Source organism: Acinetobacter sp. YH16056_T, from assembly GCF_024605895.1.
Classification (GTDB): Bacteria; Pseudomonadota; Gammaproteobacteria; order Pseudomonadales; family Moraxellaceae; genus Acinetobacter; species Acinetobacter amyesii.
In genome coordinates this window covers 602,125-623,677 of sequence record NZ_CP094545.1, presented here as the reverse complement: position 1 = coordinate 623,677, position 21,553 = coordinate 602,125, and the positions used below count along the sequence as shown (strand labels likewise).

At 41.0% G+C, this 21,553-nt stretch carries 18 protein-coding genes and 1 riboswitch; of the genes, 9 read left to right on the top strand and 9 right to left on the bottom strand.

What is annotated here, in order from left to right; genetic code table 11:
- Positions 1-3: 3 nt before the first annotated feature.
- Positions 4-1,032 (bottom strand): AraC family transcriptional regulator, encoded by a 1,029-nt coding sequence (locus tag MST17_RS03035; RefSeq protein ID WP_180027141.1) that lies wholly within the window; start codon positions 1,030-1,032, stop codon positions 4-6.
- Between the two features lie 145 nt (positions 1,033-1,177).
- On the opposite strand from MST17_RS03035, the gene MST17_RS03030 reads away from it, so the two are divergent.
- Entirely contained in the window at positions 1,178-2,053 is an 876-nt protein-coding gene (locus MST17_RS03030; RefSeq protein ID WP_078191325.1) for a metal-dependent hydrolase, read from the top strand.
- A 51-nt stretch (positions 2,054-2,104) separates the two neighbouring features.
- Here MST17_RS03030 and MST17_RS03025 read toward each other — a convergent pair whose 3' ends face one another.
- From MST17_RS03025 to MST17_RS03000, 6 genes are all read right to left on the bottom strand, one after another.
- Positions 2,105-3,097 carry a DUF2804 domain-containing protein gene (locus tag MST17_RS03025; protein ID WP_180027142.1) on the bottom strand — a complete coding sequence of 331 codons (993 nt, stop codon included), beginning with the start codon at positions 3,095-3,097 and terminating at the stop codon, positions 2,105-2,107.
- A 139-nt stretch (positions 3,098-3,236) separates the two neighbouring features.
- Positions 3,237-3,761: a DUF1543 domain-containing protein gene (locus tag MST17_RS03020; protein WP_180027143.1), complete on the bottom strand. Its 525-nt coding sequence runs from the start codon at positions 3,759-3,761 to the stop codon at positions 3,237-3,239.
- A gap of 22 nt (positions 3,762-3,783) precedes the next feature.
- Complete coding sequence (locus tag MST17_RS03015; RefSeq protein ID WP_180027144.1) at positions 3,784-4,509, bottom strand: CPBP family intramembrane glutamic endopeptidase; 726 nt, start codon at positions 4,507-4,509, stop codon at positions 3,784-3,786.
- Between the two features lie 205 nt (positions 4,510-4,714).
- The gene (trpB, locus tag MST17_RS03010; protein ID WP_111885382.1) at positions 4,715-5,941 is read right to left on the bottom strand and encodes a tryptophan synthase subunit beta; all 1,227 of its coding nucleotides are present in this window, start codon (positions 5,939-5,941) and stop codon (positions 4,715-4,717) included.
- Positions 5,925-6,566 carry a phosphoribosylanthranilate isomerase gene (locus MST17_RS03005; protein WP_180022408.1) on the bottom strand — a complete coding sequence of 214 codons (642 nt, stop codon included), beginning with the start codon at positions 6,564-6,566 and terminating at the stop codon, positions 5,925-5,927. Before MST17_RS03005 ends, trpB begins: the two co-directional genes overlap by 17 nt.
- Before the next feature lie 159 nt (positions 6,567-6,725).
- Positions 6,726-8,594 carry a TonB-dependent receptor domain-containing protein gene (locus MST17_RS03000; protein WP_180027145.1) on the bottom strand — a complete coding sequence of 623 codons (1,869 nt, stop codon included), beginning with the start codon at positions 8,592-8,594 and terminating at the stop codon, positions 6,726-6,728.
- Between the two features lie 127 nt (positions 8,595-8,721).
- Positions 8,722-8,878: riboswitch (cobalamin riboswitch) on the bottom strand.
- A 236-nt stretch (positions 8,879-9,114) separates the two neighbouring features.
- Between MST17_RS03000 and MST17_RS02995 the strand changes: the two genes are divergently transcribed.
- From MST17_RS02995 to MST17_RS02985, 3 genes are all read left to right on the top strand, one after another.
- Complete coding sequence (locus MST17_RS02995; protein ID WP_180022410.1) at positions 9,115-10,968, top strand: TonB-dependent siderophore receptor; 1,854 nt, start codon at positions 9,115-9,117, stop codon at positions 10,966-10,968.
- Between the two features lie 47 nt (positions 10,969-11,015).
- Complete coding sequence (locus MST17_RS02990; protein WP_111885379.1) at positions 11,016-11,600, top strand: cob(I)yrinic acid a,c-diamide adenosyltransferase; 585 nt, start codon at positions 11,016-11,018, stop codon at positions 11,598-11,600.
- 185 nt (positions 11,601-11,785) lie between these two features.
- Positions 11,786-12,499, top strand: a complete 714-nt coding sequence (locus MST17_RS02985; protein WP_180005543.1) for a glycerophosphodiester phosphodiesterase — start codon at positions 11,786-11,788, stop codon at positions 12,497-12,499.
- A gap of 66 nt (positions 12,500-12,565) precedes the next feature.
- On the opposite strand, the gene MST17_RS02980 is transcribed toward MST17_RS02985, so the two are convergent.
- Positions 12,566-13,099, bottom strand: a complete 534-nt coding sequence (locus MST17_RS02980; RefSeq protein ID WP_180027146.1) for an META domain-containing protein — start codon at positions 13,097-13,099, stop codon at positions 12,566-12,568.
- 189 nt (positions 13,100-13,288) lie between these two features.
- Between MST17_RS02980 and MST17_RS02975 the strand changes: the two genes are divergently transcribed.
- From MST17_RS02975 to MST17_RS02955, 5 genes are all read left to right on the top strand, one after another.
- Positions 13,289-14,449: an acyl-CoA desaturase gene (locus MST17_RS02975; protein WP_180027147.1), complete on the top strand. Its 1,161-nt coding sequence runs from the start codon at positions 13,289-13,291 to the stop codon at positions 14,447-14,449.
- A 121-nt stretch (positions 14,450-14,570) separates the two neighbouring features.
- Positions 14,571-16,016 carry a YdiU family protein gene (locus MST17_RS02970; protein ID WP_180027148.1) on the top strand — a complete coding sequence of 482 codons (1,446 nt, stop codon included), beginning with the start codon at positions 14,571-14,573 and terminating at the stop codon, positions 16,014-16,016.
- Positions 16,017-16,128: 112 nt separating this feature from the next.
- A complete protein-coding gene (locus tag MST17_RS02965) occupies positions 16,129-16,734 on the top strand; it encodes a murein L,D-transpeptidase family protein (RefSeq protein WP_180027149.1) in 606 nt (201 codons plus the stop codon).
- 35 nt (positions 16,735-16,769) lie between these two features.
- The gene (locus MST17_RS02960; protein ID WP_218949225.1) at positions 16,770-17,141 is read left to right on the top strand and encodes an MmcQ/YjbR family DNA-binding protein; all 372 of its coding nucleotides are present in this window, start codon (positions 16,770-16,772) and stop codon (positions 17,139-17,141) included.
- A 196-nt stretch (positions 17,142-17,337) separates the two neighbouring features.
- A complete protein-coding gene (locus MST17_RS02955; protein WP_168378762.1) occupies positions 17,338-19,257 on the top strand; it encodes an acyltransferase family protein in 1,920 nt (639 codons plus the stop codon).
- A 642-nt stretch (positions 19,258-19,899) separates the two neighbouring features.
- On the opposite strand, the gene MST17_RS02950 is transcribed toward MST17_RS02955, so the two are convergent.
- Positions 19,900-21,255 carry an amino acid permease gene (locus MST17_RS02950; protein ID WP_180022415.1) on the bottom strand — a complete coding sequence of 452 codons (1,356 nt, stop codon included), beginning with the start codon at positions 21,253-21,255 and terminating at the stop codon, positions 19,900-19,902.
- Between the last annotated feature and the right edge of the window lie 298 nt (positions 21,256-21,553).

The window sequence follows — 21,553 nt, the reverse complement described above, 5'->3', positions numbered from 1 at the left end:
GTTTTATTCTAATCTCAAGGCTTTTTTTCGCGCTAATAATGTCTCTCCGCTATATGCCTTAAAAGCACGTGCCAAAGCAGACTGATCTGAATATCCTAACTGCAACGCGATATCCGTCAAATGGGTTTGTTGTGAAAGTAGATATTCACAGCGTTTCATCCGTTCAAGCTCCAAAAGCCGTTTAAACGAGGTGTCTTTCTCCTTTAACTGTCGTTGCAAGGTTCTGACTGACAGATGTAACTCCTCTGCTAACCACTCTATTTTAGGGGCTTGCTGCTGTAATTTGAGATAATCTGCTATGCATTGTTGCATCTGTTGAATTGGATCTGCATGTTGCGGACGAGCGGCTATCGCCTCTTCGGCCTGACGTAATAACAATTGCATCAGTGACGGATCAGCAAGTTCTGACTTTAAATCCAAACTGTCTGCATGAATCACAAATGAATATTTAAGGGTCGAAAATTCCATTTGGCAACCATAAAACTTTTCATAGTGATAACGTGCCATCCGCGGCGCATGGGCAAAATGAATGCGGAGTAACTTTAAAGAATCTGGAAAAATTTGCTTGGCCAAATGTGCCATACAGGCCATGGTCAATTCATTGACCAACGCATACTCATCATCATGCTGAGGCCAAGACAGTATAATTTGATGATCTTGATGGCTCATATTCATAGGCACAATTTGCGCGCCATCAATCACCAAACGACTAAACCGCATCACATATTGCAAAGCATCTGCTACGCTATTACTCAGTGTCGCCATATAGCCTAACACCCCAAAATGCTCTGCACGAATATACTTGGCCATTTCAAAAACCAATTGCGGGCAATCCAGATGCTGCTGAGTCAGTTGCATGATGGTATTAAAAAAAGAATTCGGCGATTGAGAGTCGATCGGCAAAGACAGCACATGCTGAATTTGCGCAGCATACGGCGCAATCCATTCGAGCTGTGTATAGTTTAATTCACGCTCAATTAAGACCATATTCCATAGTTGGAAGTAACCATTTGGGATCTGAATTTCAGCCATCTCGCCCCTCTTTCTGACCTGCCAATTCTGACATTTTATATTTTCATCATGGCGTAAAATGTATAAAAATTGGCAATATCTGTCAAAACAAAGTGCAATTTCTCCGACATACTGCAATCAACACGACTCGCACAGAAAAAATATCATGAATGCTATCGTCAAATATCAAGTCGAACCTATTGTTCGCACAAAGCTGAATTTTAAGTTAGAAGAAATCCCGCGCTATTGGTTTGGCGGAGACCCCTTTTTAACACGTATGTTTGATGCCTTGAGCCTGACCTTTCCTGATGGCGAGCGCTATTTTATTGAATCTGTACGTCTGTTCCGCAGTCAAATTCAAGACCCTGATTTACAACAACGTGTCGCTGACTTTATTCGTCAAGAAGCGCAGCACGGTATGGCGCATGACAAAATGAATATGTTGATGAAACAACAAGGCATGCCTGTCGATGCGTTCATTAAACGTCTGAATAAAATTTTTAAATTTGAACTGAGCAAGCGCTCACCAGAATACAACATTGCCATGACGGCTTCCGCCGAGCATTTAACTGCGCTGATGGCTGAAACGTTCTGTAGCCAAAAGTCCGTCTTAGAATCTGCGCATCCTTATGTCCGTGCATTATTTATTTGGCATGCGATAGAAGAAATGGAACATCGCGATGTGGCTTTTGATGTGATGAAAGATGTGGCGAAGGTCGATGAAAATTTAAAGAAATTCACTCTGGTCTGGACCAGTGGATTGATGCTCGGCTTTACCTTATACCGTGCCAATGTGATGCTGAAACATGACGGCTTCAGTTTCACTGAACGTTTAAAATTAAATATGAAAGGCTTACCGTGGTTCTTTGGTAAAAATGGCACCCTCACCCGTATGAGCAAACCATATCGAGATTGGTTTAAAAAAGACTTCCATCCGAGTCAGCATCCCATTGTGCAAAATTATGATCTCTGGTTAAAAACTTATGAAGAAACCAATGATCCGATACAAGCAGCTGAAGTGTTTTGGCAAGCTGCAAAATAAAAATTGAATAAAAAAAGCCGCATCGATTGCGGCTTTTTTATAGGCTTAGACTTACCATTTGGCATAGTGCTGCTCAAGTAAACCATATTCATTTAAGAATACAATTTCTTCGTCATCACGTTGAATTGTACCGCTAATTTTTGCCTGCCATTGACTGAACTGACTACCGACCAATCTTAAATTCAGGTTTTCATAGCGCCGCCAACCTGTGCTGACGATCAAATTTAAGCTGTTGTCTAATGAGCTAATATTCCATTGATTATCGCCTTGTTGCTGAAACAGCACATCAGACATGGCATACAGATGTCCATTGACCCAAAGGCAATTTTCATTGCCAAAGCTTTCATTTACCCCTGAGGCAAGATTGATCCCAACGCGTCGATTTTGACTATCCCAAAAGTTACACGACATCCAAAACCATGCGGTTTCAGGACGAAGAAAACCACAGGTATCATCTAAAGACACCAATGTCCGGTCATGGAATTGAATGGTCTTACCTTGCTTATTGATGAAGAAACCTTCACACCCTAACGTCGTCAATTTTTGAGTATAGGTCCAACCATTAATCCCTGTGGGGCTACACATACTCAGCGGATCAGTCCCCGCACAAAACACTCGAGCGCTCAGTTTGAGTTCGCCATGTTTCGACATTTGAATGTATCGCACACCATTGGCATGCTGAATGTCCAGTTGAATCCCTGACTTAATAAAATGACTCTGATTAAATAAAGGTTGTTCATCTAAAACGGTATTGCGTGACAGGAAATTAATCGAATTCCATTCCAACACTTCATTCGTAATATGGTCATACACATAGACAAAACCGTGCCCCGCCCACGCGATATCGGCAATCGCTAGACCAATCGTATAATGTTCATGCTGAATACAACAAAATTTAAATTTTTTATATTTTAAACGCTTACGCCAACCTTGAAGTCGTTTTCCATACGGTGTCTTATATTCATACTTACTTAAATCGATACGATTGGGAAGTTCACTAAAACGCCCATAATGCGGCTGTCCATTCGGCCGTATTAAATCCATATACGCCATTCCATTGAGGTTTAAGGTCTAAATCCTGAATGTTATTATGCCTATTATTTAACGCCTGAAAAGACAATCCATCTGATTTCAGGCGAATATCACAAAAAAATATAAAAGCTGACATTTCAGCTCTTAATCATCACAAATGTTCATTTATTAAGATGTAATCATTTTTCCATGAATTTTGCTGGCTATGCGGCGTTTCAACCAATTTGATATAGCGCCCATACACATGATCAATCGTAATACAATCATCAACATCTAGGGTTCGGTCGGTATGCTGTTTTTGCCAATGTGACTCAAAAAAAGCCTTGCCTCGTTGTTTTGCAACAACGGCATTTTGTCCTGTCACCAAAACATAACGATGTAATTCACCAAATTCGCGGGCATCATATCCCCCGAGATTAATCAGCCATAATTTTTCATCTTCAGCTCGGGGCGCGGCATCACAAAATTGGATGCGATAATGCCGATTTTCAGTGCTGACTGTATGTACTTGTGCCCAAGCATCAATATGTAAGCCTTTTTGCTCACCAAACCATGCCGTTCTCAGTTGCGGATAAACCTCTTCTAATGCGTTACCCACTGCAAGAATGACGTCATGCACTTCAATATTTGCTCTTGGATGGCGTCCGCCGAGCATCACCATAAATAAACTGGACACAATCTTCCCCCTATTTTTGACTTCAACTGCCCACATAGGGCTGAAGCAATTTCAATAAAATCACGCCGCCTAGCGATAGTACTGCATTGTTAACGAAATGAATGAGTAAGACATGCCAAATGTTACGCGTCCACAAATAGATCAGGTTGAGAAATAGGCCTGCCGCCATAAAACTGATGGTCGCAATCAAATCGCCATCAAAATTATGATAATGAATCAAGCCGAATAAGATTGAGTTCAGTAAGACCAAAATCACTCGCCATAGCCACGGCTGTACAAACAGCTTTTGCAGCAAGGTATAGCGGAAAATAATATCTTCAAGCAAAGCGGTAAATAATGGCCCAAGGCTGATGATCAGCAAGCTAAAAAACGCAATCGTATTAGGATCAATGGTCGATTCTTTTTCAATGCTCTCACCGACGGGCAACAGACTGCGTGTAAAAGAAATCACCACTTGTAAGACGACTGCACCGACAACCACCAACAGGCTTGAGCGCCAAAAGGCCTGCTTATACTTTTGCCAGTGCGTATACAGCATCGTTTTATAGAGCCAACATACAGCAATAAATAAAATGCCGCGAAAAATCGAATCGCCCAAAGCAACTTGAACCGACGCACCGAACAATTGATCCAAGACAAAGCTATTCAGCAAAATCAAAGGAATGATGAGTACCGCAAAAGTATCCCGTGCATTCCAACTGATTTTTTGAGGAAATGATTCAGCACGAACCAAGTGTGTAAATGTCATTATTATTGAGTCTTTCAACGCTATAAATTTCAGCAATATTGTGACTTATCTCACTCTTTAACTTTGCTTGTTTTTTGTAGGCCTTTTTAGACTTACATTTATGGTCATAAAAAAAATCGCGCGGAATTGCTTCTGCGCGATTTGATATTTCAGAATATATAACCTCTCCCAAACCCTCTCCTTAAAGGAGAGGGCTTAAAGGAATTTACATCTCAACCATTTCCACGCCATCAATGCGGGCAACGGTCATTAAGTCTTTATCACCACGGCCTGATACAGTCGCAATAATAATTTGGTCTTTGTCCATGGTCGGCGCAAGTTTCGTCACATAAGCCATCGCATGTGAGCTTTCCAATGCAGGGATAATACCTTCAATTTGGGTTAAATCACGGAAGCCTTGTAGCGCTTCAGTGTCATTGATTGGCACATAGTTCACACGGTGCATATCTTTGAGGAAACTGTGCTCAGGGCCTACACCTGGGTAGTCCAGGCCTGCAGAGATTGAATGTGTTTCAATGATTTGACCTTGATCATCCGACATCAAGTACGTACGGTTACCGTGAAGTACACCGACATGACCTGCGTTTAATGGTGCAGAATGCTTGCCCGTTTCAATGCCGTAGCCTGCAGCTTCAACACCGTACATTTTCACATCTTCATCATTTAAGAATGGATAGAATAAGCCCATTGCATTTGAACCGCCGCCCACACATGCAACAAGTGCATCCGGTAAACGGCCTGCTTGTTCCTGAATTTGTTTACGCGCCTCACGACCAATGATTGATTGGAAATCACGAACCAATTGCGGATATGGATGCGGGCCTGCAACTGTACCAATCACGTAATAAGTAGAATCTACGTTTGTGACCCAGTCACGCATCGCTTCGTTCATAGCATCTTTCAATGTTTTTGAACCGCTTTCTACAGGCACAACAGTCGCACCGAGTAAACGCATACGGTACACGTTCATCGCTTGACGTTTTACGTCTTCTGCACCCATGAACACCACGCATTCAAGGCCTAAACGTGCTGCAATCGTTGCCGTTGCTACACCGTGCTGACCTGCACCTGTTTCGGCAATAATACGTTTTTTACCTGAAAGTTTAGCCAGCAAAGCCTGACCAATCGTGTTATTCACTTTATGTGAGCCTGTATGGTTCAGGTCTTCACGTTTTAAGTAAATTTGCGCACCACCCAACTCTTTCGACCATCGCTCAGCATAATACAAAGGACTTGGACGACCGACGTAATACGCCAAGTCACGGTCGAATTCTGCCAAAAACTGTGCATCATCTTTCATACGGAAATAGAGTTTTTCTAAGTCCTCAAGTGCTGCCATAAGAGTTTCTGACACAAAACGCCCGCCATGAATACCAAAATGCCCTTGTGCGTCAGGGAATTGGGTATAGTCAATCTTATTTTGCTGATCCACGATGGACTCCTTGCATAAAGCGTTCTATGAGTTGTTGGTCTTTAATACCTTTTGCCGATTCTACACCACCGCTCACATCTACGGCGTAAGCGCCAGTGGTTTGAATCGCTTCTTCAATATTGTCAGGCTTTAAACCACCTGCCAATATTAAAGGAATATCGAGTTTTGGGAACTGTGCCCAGTCAAAGCTATGCCCTGTACCGCCTTTCAGCTCAGGATGCCATGCATCTAACAGTACGGCGCTTGCCCCTGCCTGCTGAAAAGCTTGGATTTCTGCAATCACATCCAATTCAGGTTTCATTTGAATGGCTTTATACCAACGGCGTCCAACGGACTTCGCAATCGTTTGGCACTGTTCAGGGCTTTCATCGCCATGAAACTGCAGTATGTCTACAGGTGAAATTTTTAAAATAGCCTGTATGTCCACAGCCGACGCATTCACGAATAAACCCACGGTCTGCACGTACGGCGGCACATGCTGAATCAGTTCAGCGGCCTGCACTGCCGTTACACTGCGCGGGCTGGGCGCAAAGAATACAAATCCTATCGCATCTGCACCAGCTTGGACGACAGACTGAATATCTTGAGTACGTGTAATTCCGCAGATTTTGGCACGGGTTCGCATGTTGTTTTGGCTCTGACTCCGCCCTATTCATAGCCTATCTATGAATATGAAGGCGAATCATTGTAATGCAATTTTCATGCATTGCGTGGATTTTCAGCATGATTACTGCGCAAAAATAAAAAGCCCTGAATGATCAGGGCCTTTTGAAATTTTAATGAATTATTTCATCGCATAACGTAAGGTTATCCAAGCTGTGCGGCCGTCTTGATTAAATAAAGTGCTATTGCTGTAGTTGGTCGAATATTCTTTATCAAACATATTGGCAAGCTTGGCTTGAACACTGAATTCAGGCGTTGCTTGATAAGTTACTCGCGTATCTACTGTGGCAAAAGAACCCAACTCATCAGTATTTGCAGCATTGGTATAACGCTTATCTTCGGCATGAACTGAAGCGCCGACAGTCCATTTATCCATCGTATAATCAGCTGATGCATTAAAGATTTGCTTTGGCTTTAAGACCAACTGCTTGCCATGGGACCCTGCTGTCTCATTTTCAGGCTCTTGATAGGTATAATTGATATTCCAAAGAAAATTATTCAACTGCTGAGTAAGTGATAGTTCAGCGCCTTTAATTTTGGCTTTATCTATATTGCTTGGAACATAGTTCCCCGATGCATTTGGTGCCCATGCGATCATGTTTTCAATTTCATTATGGAAAGCGTTTAGCTCCCATTGAACATTGCTGACCACGCCCTTGAAACCAACTTCATAGTTTTCAGATTCCTCTGGAACCAATGTCGGGCTTTCACTTCCTGGCCAATACAAATCGTTGAATGTTGGGGCTTTGAATGCGGTGCCATAGCTGACATAAGTTTGTATGGCATCATTGAAGCGATATCCTAAAGTTGCGCTTCCAGTCGTATGATTACCAAACTGCTCGTTATCTTCCTGACGGACTGCACCTTGCACATCGAAGTTACCAAATGAACCTAGATATTGCGCAAAATAAGCTTTGTTATCACGCTCTTTAACAGCATAAGCTTTAGTACCTGAGACTTCATCATTCTGATAATCAAAGCCAAGCATCAATGTATTTTGCTGATTAAAGTTCAATGTATTCAGCCAAGATAAGCTGTCCCGCTGAGTGTTGATCACTGATGGATAGCCATCTCGGCTATCTAACTTGTCTTCAGAGCGACCTAACTTTAATCCTGTAGTCCACACATCAAATGGCTTGTAGGTAGCACCAATGCTGTAAACATTTTGCTCGATTTTACTATGCACATTTTTTGCATCAATATAAGGAGAACCCCAGTCATCCCTATTATCATATTCATTTTCACCATCAACAACTAAAACACTTGCATCAATATCAAACTGATCATTGAATTTATGCCCCATACGTAAAGATGCTGACTTGTTTTCATAGCCATCTTTATCAAGGTCATAAGGCTCCGCAATATTTGTCGCATCAATGCCTTGAGTTTTTGTTCCTGCAACATTCAGTGTTGCCCAAGTATCATTTTGGCGAATATTTAAACCAACATTCCCTTGATACGTTTCATGCGAACCATAGGTAAAAGATGCAAATGGTTTTATGCCGTTTTGCGTGCCTTTACGGGTAAAGATTTGAATTACACCGCCAATCGCTTCTGAACCATACAAGCTAGAACGCGGACCACGCAGAACTTCGACACGCTCAATCTGATCAATTGGGAAGTGTTCAAAAGCCGTTTCACCAAGCGTTGCTGAACCTACCTTTTGACCATCCACCAAGACCAATGCATGGCGATTACCCGTACCGCGAATTGAAACACTGGTAACTTTACCTAAACCGCCAGTATTGCTATACGTGACGCCCGGCACAGTACGTAATAAGTCTTGTAATGAATTAAATTGCTTACGTTCAATTTCTTCACGGCTAATCACGGTCACTGCTGCCAAAGTTTTTTGTGAGTCTTGCTCAACAATATTGGCAACGGTGTTGGTAATGACTGGAAGTTGATGAACTTGGTCTTCTGCCATGGCCGCAGAAAGTGGAGATAAAACAAAAAGCGACCCTAGTAGAGTCTTAGAGAAAGAATGCATGCTGTATTCCCCGATCGCACCACCCGTGCGAAATAAAAGTGATTAACGCGAGGCAGTTTTTGGGTAAGCGATGGCTTGCCATTTTTCAGACAGAAGCATGCAATCCCGCTATAACGCCCGCCGCATTATGAATAGGTCTGCATCAGGCCGGTCTCCGGACTTACGTTATGAATAACGATTCACCGTTGCGGGGGCAGTGTCAGATGACAATAGGCATAGCCTTTTGGACTGACTTCCCAGTTTCACTTTTCAATTAAGAAAGCACCTGAAGCGCAGGCAGATTAATTTCTGCTCCACAGCAAGTCAAGCTGTATATGCAGCTATCTTAAAATGCCCGACAGATTCGATTGTTCGATAAATCGGAGTTCTCTATACTTAAGCCATTCACAACAGTTGGCATGGGAAGTCTCTACAACACTGCCCCCGCAACGGTGCGCAAGCGAAACCTTGCCAGTCCGATACCTGCCGACCGTGTTCTATCACTCAATCATTTACGTGGGGTAAATGCATGGAGCTTTGTATGCCTTTTCCTTTTCAGCCGACTGCGCTTGCAGCTGGCATATCTGCGCTTTGTATTTTTAACTCCGAAATGTCTGTTGCAGCGGATTCCATTACACAACCTAGAATGGACACCATTGTCGTCACAGCAACACGTTCTGCAGAAAAATTGGAAAATGTGCCAGCACGTATTTCCATTATTGATGAGTCGCTCATAGATCAATCACCAATTGCATCATTTCCACATTTATTAATGAGTGATGCTTCTATCAATATGGTGCAGCTGGGTGGCTATGGACAACAAGCTTCATTTTTTTTACGTGGCACAGAGTCAGACCACACTTTGGTATTGCGTGACGGTGTCCGTTTAAATAATGATGCCAGCGGTTTAGCGCCAAATAATTTTATAGATACCACAGACATTAAGCAGATTGAGGTTTTAAAAGGCCCAGCATCTGTCCTTTATGGCACCAATGCCATTGGTGGTGTGGTACAAATCATTAGCAAAACCCCTGAAAAAAATGCAGCTTTTATCAGCGCTGAAATAGGTGGAAATCAAACCTATAAAAGTACTGTCGGGGTAGACCTAGCCAAGCAAGGTTTTTATGCGCAAATTCGTGGACAGCGTTTAGAAACCGACGGCACATTGATTCATGAACATGAAAATGCCAGAGCTTCTAGCTTTAATCAAAAAGGCGTGTCTACCAAATTTGGCTATGAAGAAACACGCTTTGGCACTTCATTGGATTATTCTGAAAACCAAGGTAATGCTCAATATGAGCAATACAGCTGGAATTCACTGCAATATGAGCAAAAGTCGCAAGATTTTAAAAATCAAATTGCAACCCTGAAGTCACACTTCAACCCCACAGATCAGCTGACCCTGAATGCTCGCGTGTCTTATTTTAAAGATGAGTTGGAACAGCTCAAAATCTTTGAACAGACCCATTATGAATCCACTGAATATGAACTGACCGCAAAACAGCAAATGACGCCGTCTCAGAACATCATTGCAGGCATCACCCATCGGCAGCTAGAAACATCAACGCTAAAAACTGCAGAGTCTTTTCATCAAGACTTAAACAGTACGGGTTATTATCTACAGCACCAATATCAAACTGATAAATTAAAAACTCAAGCGGGTATTCGTCGTGAAGACCATGAAAAATATGGTCAACACACGGTCGGACAAGTTGCTGCGCGTTATTTTTTCACGCCGTTGTTTAGTAGCTATGCCAATATTGGTACAGCATTTAAAGCGCCAACCATGAACGACTTATATTATGGCGACTATGCAAACCCTGACTTAAAACCCGAAGAAAGTCAATCCTATGAAATTGGGCTAGACCTACAAATGACACCACAACTAAAAACTGGTTTGTCTATCTACAGAACTGAAATTGATAACCTTATTGATTCTGATCCCAACAATAACTGGAAGTTTGCCAATATTGATGCAGTGACCATTCAAGGTTCAGAAGTCTATGTGAATTGGAGCAATGAGGCATTTTTTACAAAGGCCAGTTATAGCTACAATCAAGCAAAAAATGATAAAACAGGTTTGGATTTGAGCCGCCGCCCACGTCAAAAACTGGCATTGTCAGCTGGTTGGGCTGATGAACATTATGGGCTGTCAACAACACTGAGTGCGAACAGCCATTCAGACAGCAGTAATTATGATGAGGATGTGATCCCTGGACATGCTCAGATTGATTTCAATAGTTATTACCAACCCAACGAGCAACTGCGCTTCTTTGCCAATATTCAAAATGTCGGCGATGTTCAATATAAAACGGCTTCTGCTGGCAATTTCGACGGCAAATTCTATTTAAATGGCGGCCGTTTGGCTTCCTTTGGCATCACAGTTAGATATTAATTTCACACTGATTTATTCAACTTTTAATCAAAAAATGGACAATTAAAATGGGCCACCGTTTAAGTAAAATTTATACCCGCACAGGCGATTCAGGCACAACAGGTCTTGGTGACGGATCACGTGTAGCAAAGGATGATTTACGCATTGAAGCCTTAGGAGATGTCGATGAACTCAATTCAAGCATTGGTATTCTGCGTTCGCACATCGCACTTAGCAGTATTGAAGACAAAGCGGCTTGGGATAAATCGCTCAGCCTGATTCAGCATTGGTTATTCGACCTTGGCGGTGAAGTTTGCATTCCAAACTTCAACTTGGTACAACCTGTGTCAATTGAGTTTTTGGAAAATGACATTGACCGTATGAATGAAGCACTGCCAATGCTCAAAGACTTTATCCTGCCATCAGGAACATTGGTGTGCAGCTTTGCCCATCAAGCGCGTGCAGTTTGCCGCCGTGCAGAACGTCGTTTAATGGCTGTACATAACCGTGACCAGAACATTCAAGCACCGTCATTGCAGCTACTTAACCGACTCTCTGACTGGTTATTTGTCGCATCGCGTACATTACAACGCGCTGAAGGTGGTTCTGAGGTGCTGTGGCAGAAAAATATTAACGACACGATTGATCAATAAGTTTTGGATTCAAAAATTGCTCAAATCCTTTGACCAATTAAAAGTCTATTTTACATTGAAATAAATCGAAACATTTCGTCCGATCATTCTTGTATTTCAGGATGATCGGATCAAAATAACAGTGTCATCTCCCTGTCATTCTTACAGGACACTATGTTTTTATCTTTCAATTTTGCAGGCCCTTTATGCGCATAATCGGTCACCGTGGCGCTCGTGGTGAAGCACCTGAAAATACCCTAGGTGGTTTCCAATATATTCAAGATTTAGGCATACGCTCAGTTGAATTTGATGTGCGACAACTAAAAGATCGCGCCTTAATTGTGATGCATGACGATCAATTCATCCGTACCACCGGCCAAGATAAGTATCTTTATGAATGCGAAAGTTCTGAACTAGAACCGTATAACCATGCAGTGACATGGTCAGAATGGAATAAAGTTGAGCCGACGCCACTGCTCGAACAAACGCTCAAAATTATTCATAACTTCGATCATATTGAAGTCGAAGTGAAAGCAGTGAAGACACAGACTGAAGCTGAAGCACTGACTGAAACCTTGGAACAACAGCTCCAAGGTTTCGAACATTCCGCGGTGATCACCAGTTTTGACCCTAAAATTCATCTTGCTTTGCAACAAAAAAAATCCGGCTTCAAACGCGGGCTACTGGTTGAAACAGACGTAAAATTTAAAGCGATTGAACAAGCACTTGAATTAGGTTGTATCCAAATCGGTTGGATGAACCAACTCGCCAATTCAGACATTATTCAGGCCACGCAGCAGGCAAAATTAAATGTGAGCGTATGGACTGTCAATGACGTTGATCGTGCTAAACAGCTTAAAGATTGGGGCATTAACGGCTTAATTACCGACTATCCTAAATTAATGATGCAGCATTTTTAATGCTGCTTTATTCACCTAGATTTGTGTAATTCACTTCTCGATCAACACGTCGCTATTTTAATCGGTCTATTTTCTTTCCAAAACCAATACAGTTTGTCCCCGACTGTTTTGCATCGTCATGTGTTTCCCTTGTATTTGGAATTGTGTTGCGGCTTGCAAGGCATCTGAAAGTTCAGCCTCTTGAGCCAAAGCCGAATCACAACTGAAATAGCCTGCTCGCGCATTCAAATCAATGCTGTGTTTTAAGGTATCGATCACATAAGTGCCATTGATATTGTTACATCCCGTATTTCCCTGAATTTGTCGAAATTGCGAATTGAACTGAAGATAAGGTTGATGATGAAAGAACTTAGCTTTTTGTCCAGCGATTTTCACAATCATCCATGGAATATCTTGTATCCCATCGTTCACGCGAATAACTTTTAATGGCTGCTCAATACTGTTGCCCAGTGACTTTCCGTGTGACTTTATAGTCACCGTCTGCGTAGGAGAATTTTGACAAGCCATCAGTCCAAGACAACTGATCAGAAAGCTGCCCCAGATGCAGTATTTGATAAGTAATTTCAGATTATTTTGACAAATTTGCTGATTTTTTGGCATCTTTTTACTCCACAAAAAGTCAAATAACTTCAGTCGTATTATGTTACTGTTTAGAACAATACAACTGTACAATAACAGTGGTGAAAACGGGTTTTCCCGTGCTACTATTCTGTACGTTTAAAATCCCTTAAAAAATTAATGGGATTCGTCCTATCTATACCTCCCAAGGTTTCAGGAGTGCTGTTGGAGATGAATGCTCCCCTACCCAAAGCCCCAATGAACTGGATTGCTATTTTTGCATTGGTGTTTTTACCTATTGTCGCAGTTATTGCAATTCCGTTATATGCCATTAATCATGATTTTAGTGCCGCTGCTTGGATCAGTATGTTTGTTTTACTGGGTGTCAGCAGTTTAGGTATTACCGCAGGTTATCACCGCTTATGGGCACACCGTGCTTATGAAGCAACCTTGCCTTTAAAAATCATTTTAATGCTCATGGGTACTTTTGCTGTTCAGAACAGTATTTTGTACTGGGCTTCAGGTCACCGTACACATCACCGTCATGTAGACGATATTGACCAAGATCCATACTCGATTAATCGTGGTTTCTGGTATGCCCATATCGGGTGGATGCTTCGTGATTATCCAGCAGCAGAACCGAACTACAAAAACGCGCCAGATCTTTTAAAAGATAAAGTCGTTTTGTTCCAAGATAAATACTACATTCCACTGGTGATTGCTGTGCATGCAGCGATTTTAGTGCCAATTGGTTGGGCTGTTGGCGACATGTGGGGCGTTCTATTATTGGGCGGTTTAATGCGTCTAATCTTGAGCCATCATGTGACGTTCTTTATTAACTCACTGTGCCACATGTGGGGTAAACGTCCGTATACTGACGAAAATACCGCTCGTGATAACTTCTGGCTCGCTATTGCTACTTGGGGTGAGGGTTATCATAACTATCACCACATTTTCCAATACGACTACCGTAATGGTGTGAAATGGTGGCAATACGATCCAACAAAATGGTTAATTTGGAGCTGCTCTAAATTAGGCCTTGCCAAAAATTTACGCCGTATTCCTAGCTTTAATATTAAAAAAGCTGAGTTGGCTATGAAGTTCAAGTATGCGGAACAAGACCTTGCGATCTATGGTCTCAACATGACCGATGACATTGCAACAGCAAAACAACGTATTTCTCAAGAATATGATGCGTTTTCGCAAACTTTGAATGACTGGGCAAAATTAAAAGAACAGGAAATTCAAGCGAAGAAAACAGCAGTTGCTGAAAAAATTCATCAAATGGATGACAAACTCAAACTTGAATTCCTACAAGTTGAACAGCGTTTGTCACAGCACCGTGAAACACTGAATCAATTGATGCGTAACTTGAAAAAGAAAACCGCTTAATTCTTTTAAGCCTCTCAAATGATAAAGCCTCCCTTGTGGAGGCTTTATTGATTTTAAGCTACAGTTTTTCTATCTGGTCTTTGTTATAGTTTAAACATAATTTGAATTTTTAAAGATCATTATGCTGTTCAATGCCCGCTATAACACCCTGCCACCTCGCCTGTACCATCATCAGCAACCTGTTCCTCTAAAAGGCGCAAAAGCTGGGCATTTTAATGCGGCTCTTGCAGATGAGCTGCAATGGTCGGCAGAAGATCAAGCTGCGTGGGTTGAAATCTGCAGCGGTCAAAAAACCTTTGCTGAATTTGAACCTTTAGCCATGGTCTATGCAGGTCACCAGTTTGGACAATGGGCCGGCCAATTGGGCGATGGACGCGGCTTATTGATTGCGCAAATCATCGATAAACATGGGCAAACCATTGACCTGCACCTTAAAGGCGCCGGCTCTACGCCTTATTCACGCATGGGCGATGGACGTGCAGTGCTGCGCTCGACCATTCGTGAATATTTGGCAGGACATGCGCTGAACAACCTAGGCGTTGCATCCAGCAATGCGGTGGGTTTTACCAGTTCTGAGCAAGGTGTAAAGCGCGAAAAACTCGAGCTCGGCGCGATGATGCTGCGTACATCTGACTGTCATATCCGATTGGGACATTTTGAATGGATCAATCAATATCAGGGTGATTTACTACCTGAATTCACGCAAAAATGTATTGAGTGGCACTACCCTGAATGCTTGGATGCTGAACAGCCCATTTTGGCTTTTGCCACTCAAGTTATTCAGCGTACCGCAGTGATGATTGCCAAATGGCAGCTGATTGGTTTTGCACATGGCGTGATGAATACTGACAATCTGAATATTACCGGTTCAACTTTGGACTTCGGCCCTTATGGCTTTATGGAGCGCTTCCGTCCAAACTGGATCAACAACCATTCGGACTACCAAGGCCGCTATACCTATCAACAGCAGCCAAGTATCGGGCATTGGAATTTATGGCAATGGCTGAATAATCTCGTTCCGCTCTGCCCTTCAGATTATGACAAAGAACAGTGGAAAGACGATCTAGCCAAATGCTTAGAGCATTTTGAACTGACCTTCTTGGAACATTATAAATTGGGCTTAGCTCAGAAAATGGGCCTGCCGAGTTTTCATAAAGGCAGCTTCGACTGCGCTATGGCCTTTTTGCGTATTCTACAAAGTGAGCAACTGGATTACACACAAAGCTTTATCCGTCTGCAAAATCATGAATATGAAGCCATTAAAGATGACTGCTTAGACCGCCGCGCCTTTGAAGGTTTCTTGGCACAATATGAAAGCATCCGTGGGCATCAGGACACCCATGCTTTAGATGCTGAAATGGCACAAGCCAACCCGCAATATATCTTGCGCAACCATATGGTTCAAAAGGCGATTGAACTTGCTGAACGTAATGATTTTTCTGAAGTAGAGCGTTTGTTTACATTGCTCAGTCGGCCCTTTAGCAAACAGCCTGAACTGGAAACAACAGAAGATTTAGGACCTTTACCAAGTGATGTGCCTGAAGTGATGGTTAGCTGCTCGTCTTAAACATTTATCCACAAATCCACATTTCACTCGGGTCATAATTGTGGATAATTTAAACATTATCCACAATTCAGAAATCGATGGACTGCGAAAGCACTTCATCCTCTCAAAAATAATGACAAGAAAAAATATCACGATCTTTAGTTTCGCTATCCTCGTCTGTATTGTCGCTGCCTGCTTTGCCTATCAAAAATTTGAAAAATATTTACCTACACCTGCCAATGCACTAGCCTTTCCACCTGAATTAAGTGATTTGCAAATTCAAAAAATTCGCACAGAAACACCGATCGACAATATTCAGGTACATAAGGCTCAGCGTTATTTGGAATTAAAACATCAGGATCAAGTCATTCGGCGTTACCCGATGCGTCTGGGTTTTCAACCGCTTGGACATAAAGTTCAAGAAGGTGATGGCAAAACGCCTGAAGGCAGCTATATGATTGATTGGCGCAATCCGCAAAGTTCATTTTATAAGTCTTTGCATATCTCTTACCCCAATGCGGCGGATAAACAGAAGGCTAAAAATCTAGGGGTTTCTGCAGGTGGTGACATTATGATTCATGGTTCGGCGACCAGTTTACAAATGAAAGCTGCACCACAACTGATGACGTATTTCCCACAAAAAGATTGGACTTGGGGCTGTATTGCAGTGCGCAATATTGATATGGATGAAATTTGGCAACTGGTGAATAATGATACAGCGATTAATATTCATCCTTAGGCTTTAACGCTCAGGCTTATTTTTGGGTATCCCCTATGATTGCATTACATGCTGTAGCTGCGAAGACAGCCTTAGCCCTGCCAGAAACCACATGCAGCCAGCCTTTTGGTGAAGGCTGTGATGTATTTAAAGTGATGGATAAGATTTTTTTGCTGAGTTTTCACTTAGAAGGCAAAGCAGCCGTTAATTTAAAGGTGCTGCCGGACAATGGCGTGATGCTCAGAGATATTTATCCCTTTATTCGTGCGGGCTGGCATATGAATAAGCAGCATTGGATTTCTGTATTTGCAGATGAAGACTTGGAAGAAGAACTGCTGCAAGATTTGGTGCTAAATTCTTATGAATTGGTGGTGTCGAAGTTAAAGAAAGGACAACGGCAGAGGATTGAGCTCCTCCAACGTCTATAGCTTAATTTTTAACTATTATTTTCTAATTCAAAACTCAAAATAAAAACAGCACCTCACTGATCTAAAATCATTTCAAATCAAATTGGAAAACAGTCTGCCTGTTTTGAACAAAAAATTAAAAAAATGGAAATTTTAATCGATCACTCTCCAATTAAAGTTAGAATCATCCAAAATTAAATGATTAGCTATTTTATTTATGCAATTCAGACACGATATCAATGGATTACGGGCCATAGCCGTATTGGCCGTTGTACTATTTCACTTTAATCCACAATGGCTAACCGGCGGCTTCGCAGGCGTCGATGTTTTCTTTGTCATCTCAGGCTTCTTGATGACCGCCATTATTTTTAATGGCATAGAAAAAAACACATTTAATCTATTTAAATTTTATACAGCGCGTGCAAACCGAATTATTCCTGTTTTAGCCACAATGTCTATCATTTTAGTCATATTTGGCTGGTTCTATTTAGCACCAGTTGATTACAAGGATTTAGGACGACAAGTCGAAAAAAGCTCTTTCTTTATTTCCAATATTCTTTTTTCAAAAGGCAGTGGCTATTTTGATACTGCTGAACACACAAAATGGTTATTACACACATGGTCTTTGTCTGTTGAATGGCAATTTTATATTGTTTTTCCACTTATCATTTTGTTTTTAAAAAAATATTTAAACCTTCATAATTTAAAACGCGTGGTGTTTTTGCTCTTTTTAGTCAGCTTTATTTATTGTATTTTTGCAACCTATAAAGACAGCAAAACTGCCTATTTTCTACTAACAAGTCGCGCATGGGAAATGCTCATAGGTGGTTTAGCATTCCTCTATCCTTGGTCACTAAAAAACAAAAAATCACAGCTCATGACACAATGCTTAGGACTCGTTCTGATTCTAGCATCGTATATCTTTATATCTAGTGAAACACTTTGGCCGGGTTATATGGCCCTTATTCCTGTATTTGGTGCTTATTTAATTATTGTGAGTAATCATCAGCAAAATATATTGATTAATAATCCAATTTTTAACCACGTTGGAAAATGGTCATATTCAATTTATGTCTGGCATTGGCCCTTGGTTGTTTTGGGTTTCTATCTTGGCCTCGAAAATTGGTGGATATACGGAATCCCTCTGTCAATTTTATGTGGCGTCTTAAGTTATCACGCTATTGAAAAGATTCATTTCCCACGCTATTCATCTTGGAAAAAGCTTTATAAAGTGAAAGCAATTTATCTCGCTTTATTCCTTTTAGGCGTCGGCCATTTCATCAAATCTAATGATGGTGTCGATTCTCGACTTCCAGAAGTAGCTAAAATCGCAAATGAAGAAATCAATAATACCAATCCTTATGATTGTGACCAACAAGAGTTGCATGAATGTATTATAGGAAACCCAACTAAAATTAAAGCCATTGTTATTGGAGATAGCCATGCTGATGCAATGACCACCTCTGTGGCAACCACTTTTAATTTGAAAGCTGACGGTATCATTTCATTTACAACTTCTGCCTGCCCATTTATTCCCAATCTACAGTTTTACAAAGATAAAAGTCCTTGCCCAGAAATTAATCAGAAACGCTTAAACTTAATTGCATCCAAAAAATATGAAAATATTCCAATGGTTTTCATTGCAAGGTACCCAAGCTATTTAATTGGAGAAAATGACCCTGATATCATGGATGCTAAGAGTTCTAAACCTATTGTTTATTTTGATGATAATCCAAACATCACTCAAAAGAATCGAATGATTTCATTTCAAAAGAATCTAACTGAAGTTTTGTGTCAGACCTCTAAGACCAATCCTGTTTATATCGTGCAACCCATTCCAGAAGTTGGTTTCAATTTACCGCAAAGAATCATTAAGAATGTATTCTACAAGCGTAATGAAAAAATATTTATTTCACACGACACATATTTAAAAAGATCAGGAGAGATTCGCAAAATTATTCAAGAAAGTGCAGAGCAATGTCAGGCCAAAGTCTTAGACCCTGCATTACATCTATGTAAAGGAAATGAATGTATTTCTGAGTATAAAGGACGCCCGATTTATCGTGATGGTAATCACTTAAGTGAATATGGAAATAAGCTTTTAGTTCCAATGTTTAAAGAAGCCCTCAATCCATAAAAAGTGAAAGTACGCCTAAATGACTTTAATTTTTTGAAGTCATTTAGGTGAATTTAAAACTAAAATTTAAAATCTTTTCTGCTTCCATTATTAAATATTTTAATATAATTCAAATAAATAAATAGACTTAATGTAGTATGCTTCATTTTTATTACCATCCATTAGGTAATAAATCGATCATCATGAAATTCATGAGTAGCAATGAGTGTTAAATAGGTATAAGACTTACTCGCCACTTGATCATCCACTTTAAAAAATTCTTGATAGATTCCCCCCGTCATTTGACTCCACAGACACCAAAAACATAAGAATCCTAAAGTACTTGAAACTCCTGCTAAAGCAAGCTCCTTTGATAGCCCAAAGAAACTTAAAGCAACCAAAGTAAAACTAAGATTTAACCCAGCGAGAATTAGGAGAGTTAATTGATAAATTATTCATTTTACTTATCATTCAAGAAAATAAATGAAATTTATTGATTCTAAAATCAACACAAATCACATATTTTAACTTACATTTTAATTACTTAAATAAACCAAATTATTAATTCAAACAATTTAATAAAACTCTTTCAAAATCGTTGTTAAACAACTTTAAACCAAGAATTTAAAACTTCAAAAGGCTCTTCCCTAAGCCTTCATGGTATTAAACCTTCTTTGCTTGCATCACTTTAAACAGCACATACAGCAGTAAAATCCATAGCGGCTGCATCAACACCGATAGCATAAAGCCCTGATTCCACATGATGTACAAAATCATCAGCATGAACACTAAGACAAAGTAGTTGGTAAACGGTGCAAATAAAGCAGGAAACTTGGTCTGTATACCCTGCTGCTGCATCGCTTTTCTAAACTTCAAATGAATCAAGCTGATTAACATCCAATTCAGCACCGCAGCACTCACCACGATATAAATCAGGTAACTTAAGGCTTTTTCAGGCAAGAAATAATTCAGCAGCACGCAACCAAAAATCAGCAAAGCAGAAAATAAAACCGCGGCAATCGGCGTGCCGTGTTTATTTACCTGTTTAAACGTTTTTGGCGCATTGCCCTGTTCTGCCAAACCGAGCAGCATGCGGCTATTGGCATACATGCCGCTATTACAGACCGAAACGGATGCAGTCAAAATAATAAAGTTCAGCAAATGTGCCGCCCAATCAATCCCCATCTGATTAAAAATCATCACAAAAGGACTATGATCCAAACCGCCAAGTTTCAACTGATTCCACGGCACCAGCGACAGCAGTACCGCCAAGGAACAGATATAAAATAAGAACACGCGGATCACGGTCTGATTCACCGCTTTCGGGATATTTTGATCAGGATTTTCAGTTTCAGCCGCCGCCATGCTGATTAATTCAATGCCGCCAAAAGCAAACATCATAAAGGCTAGCATGTAGAATAAGCCTTCAAAACCGTGCGGGAAGAAGCCGCCATGTACCCATAAATTACTAATCGAAGCGGTAGAGTCTGCGCCTGCTGTAAGTAGCAGATATATACCAAAAATAATCATGGCAACAATCGCCACAACTTTAATCATCGACAGCCAAAATTCAGATTCTGCATACAGTTTGACATTGGCTAAATTGGCTAGCGTAATCACAGCAAAAAACACCAAAACTGAAACCCAAGCAGGCACATGCGGCCACCAGTAATTGACATATTTGCCTATCGCGGTCAGCTCGGTCATCACTACTAAAATATACAGAATCCAGTAGTTCCAGCCCGTTAAAAAGCCCGCAAACTTGCCCCAATACTTAAAAGCAAAATGACTGAATGAACCTGTGACTGGCTCTTGTACAATCATCTCGCCCAACTGGCGCATAATCAGAAAAGCAATCAAACCACCAATCAAATAGCCCAGAATTATCGATGGTCCAGCCGACTCAATAATATGCGCAGAGCCTAAAAATAGCCCTGTCCCGATTGCGCCACCCATTGCAATCAGCTGAATATGACGGTTCTTTAATCGGCGCTGCAATTGAGGCATTTCGCTGCTCACAACACGTTCTCATCTTATAAAAAAGTGGATTGTAGCCTGTGCAGCTCTTTGCAGCCAAATATTCGCAAATCATTTCTGTATGAATCATTATGGAATACAGTGCGTGAGCTGCATCAATCTATAGCACATAGTCAACTTGATAGGATGGACAATATAGGCCATATGGTTCTATTAGAACAGCCAGAAAATTTAGCTGCCAGCATACTTAAGTGGCTGAATATATTGTCCCTTTAAATATAAACAGCCCTCAATAGAGAGCTGCTTTTTAGCATTCACTTCACTTGATGGATGATTGATA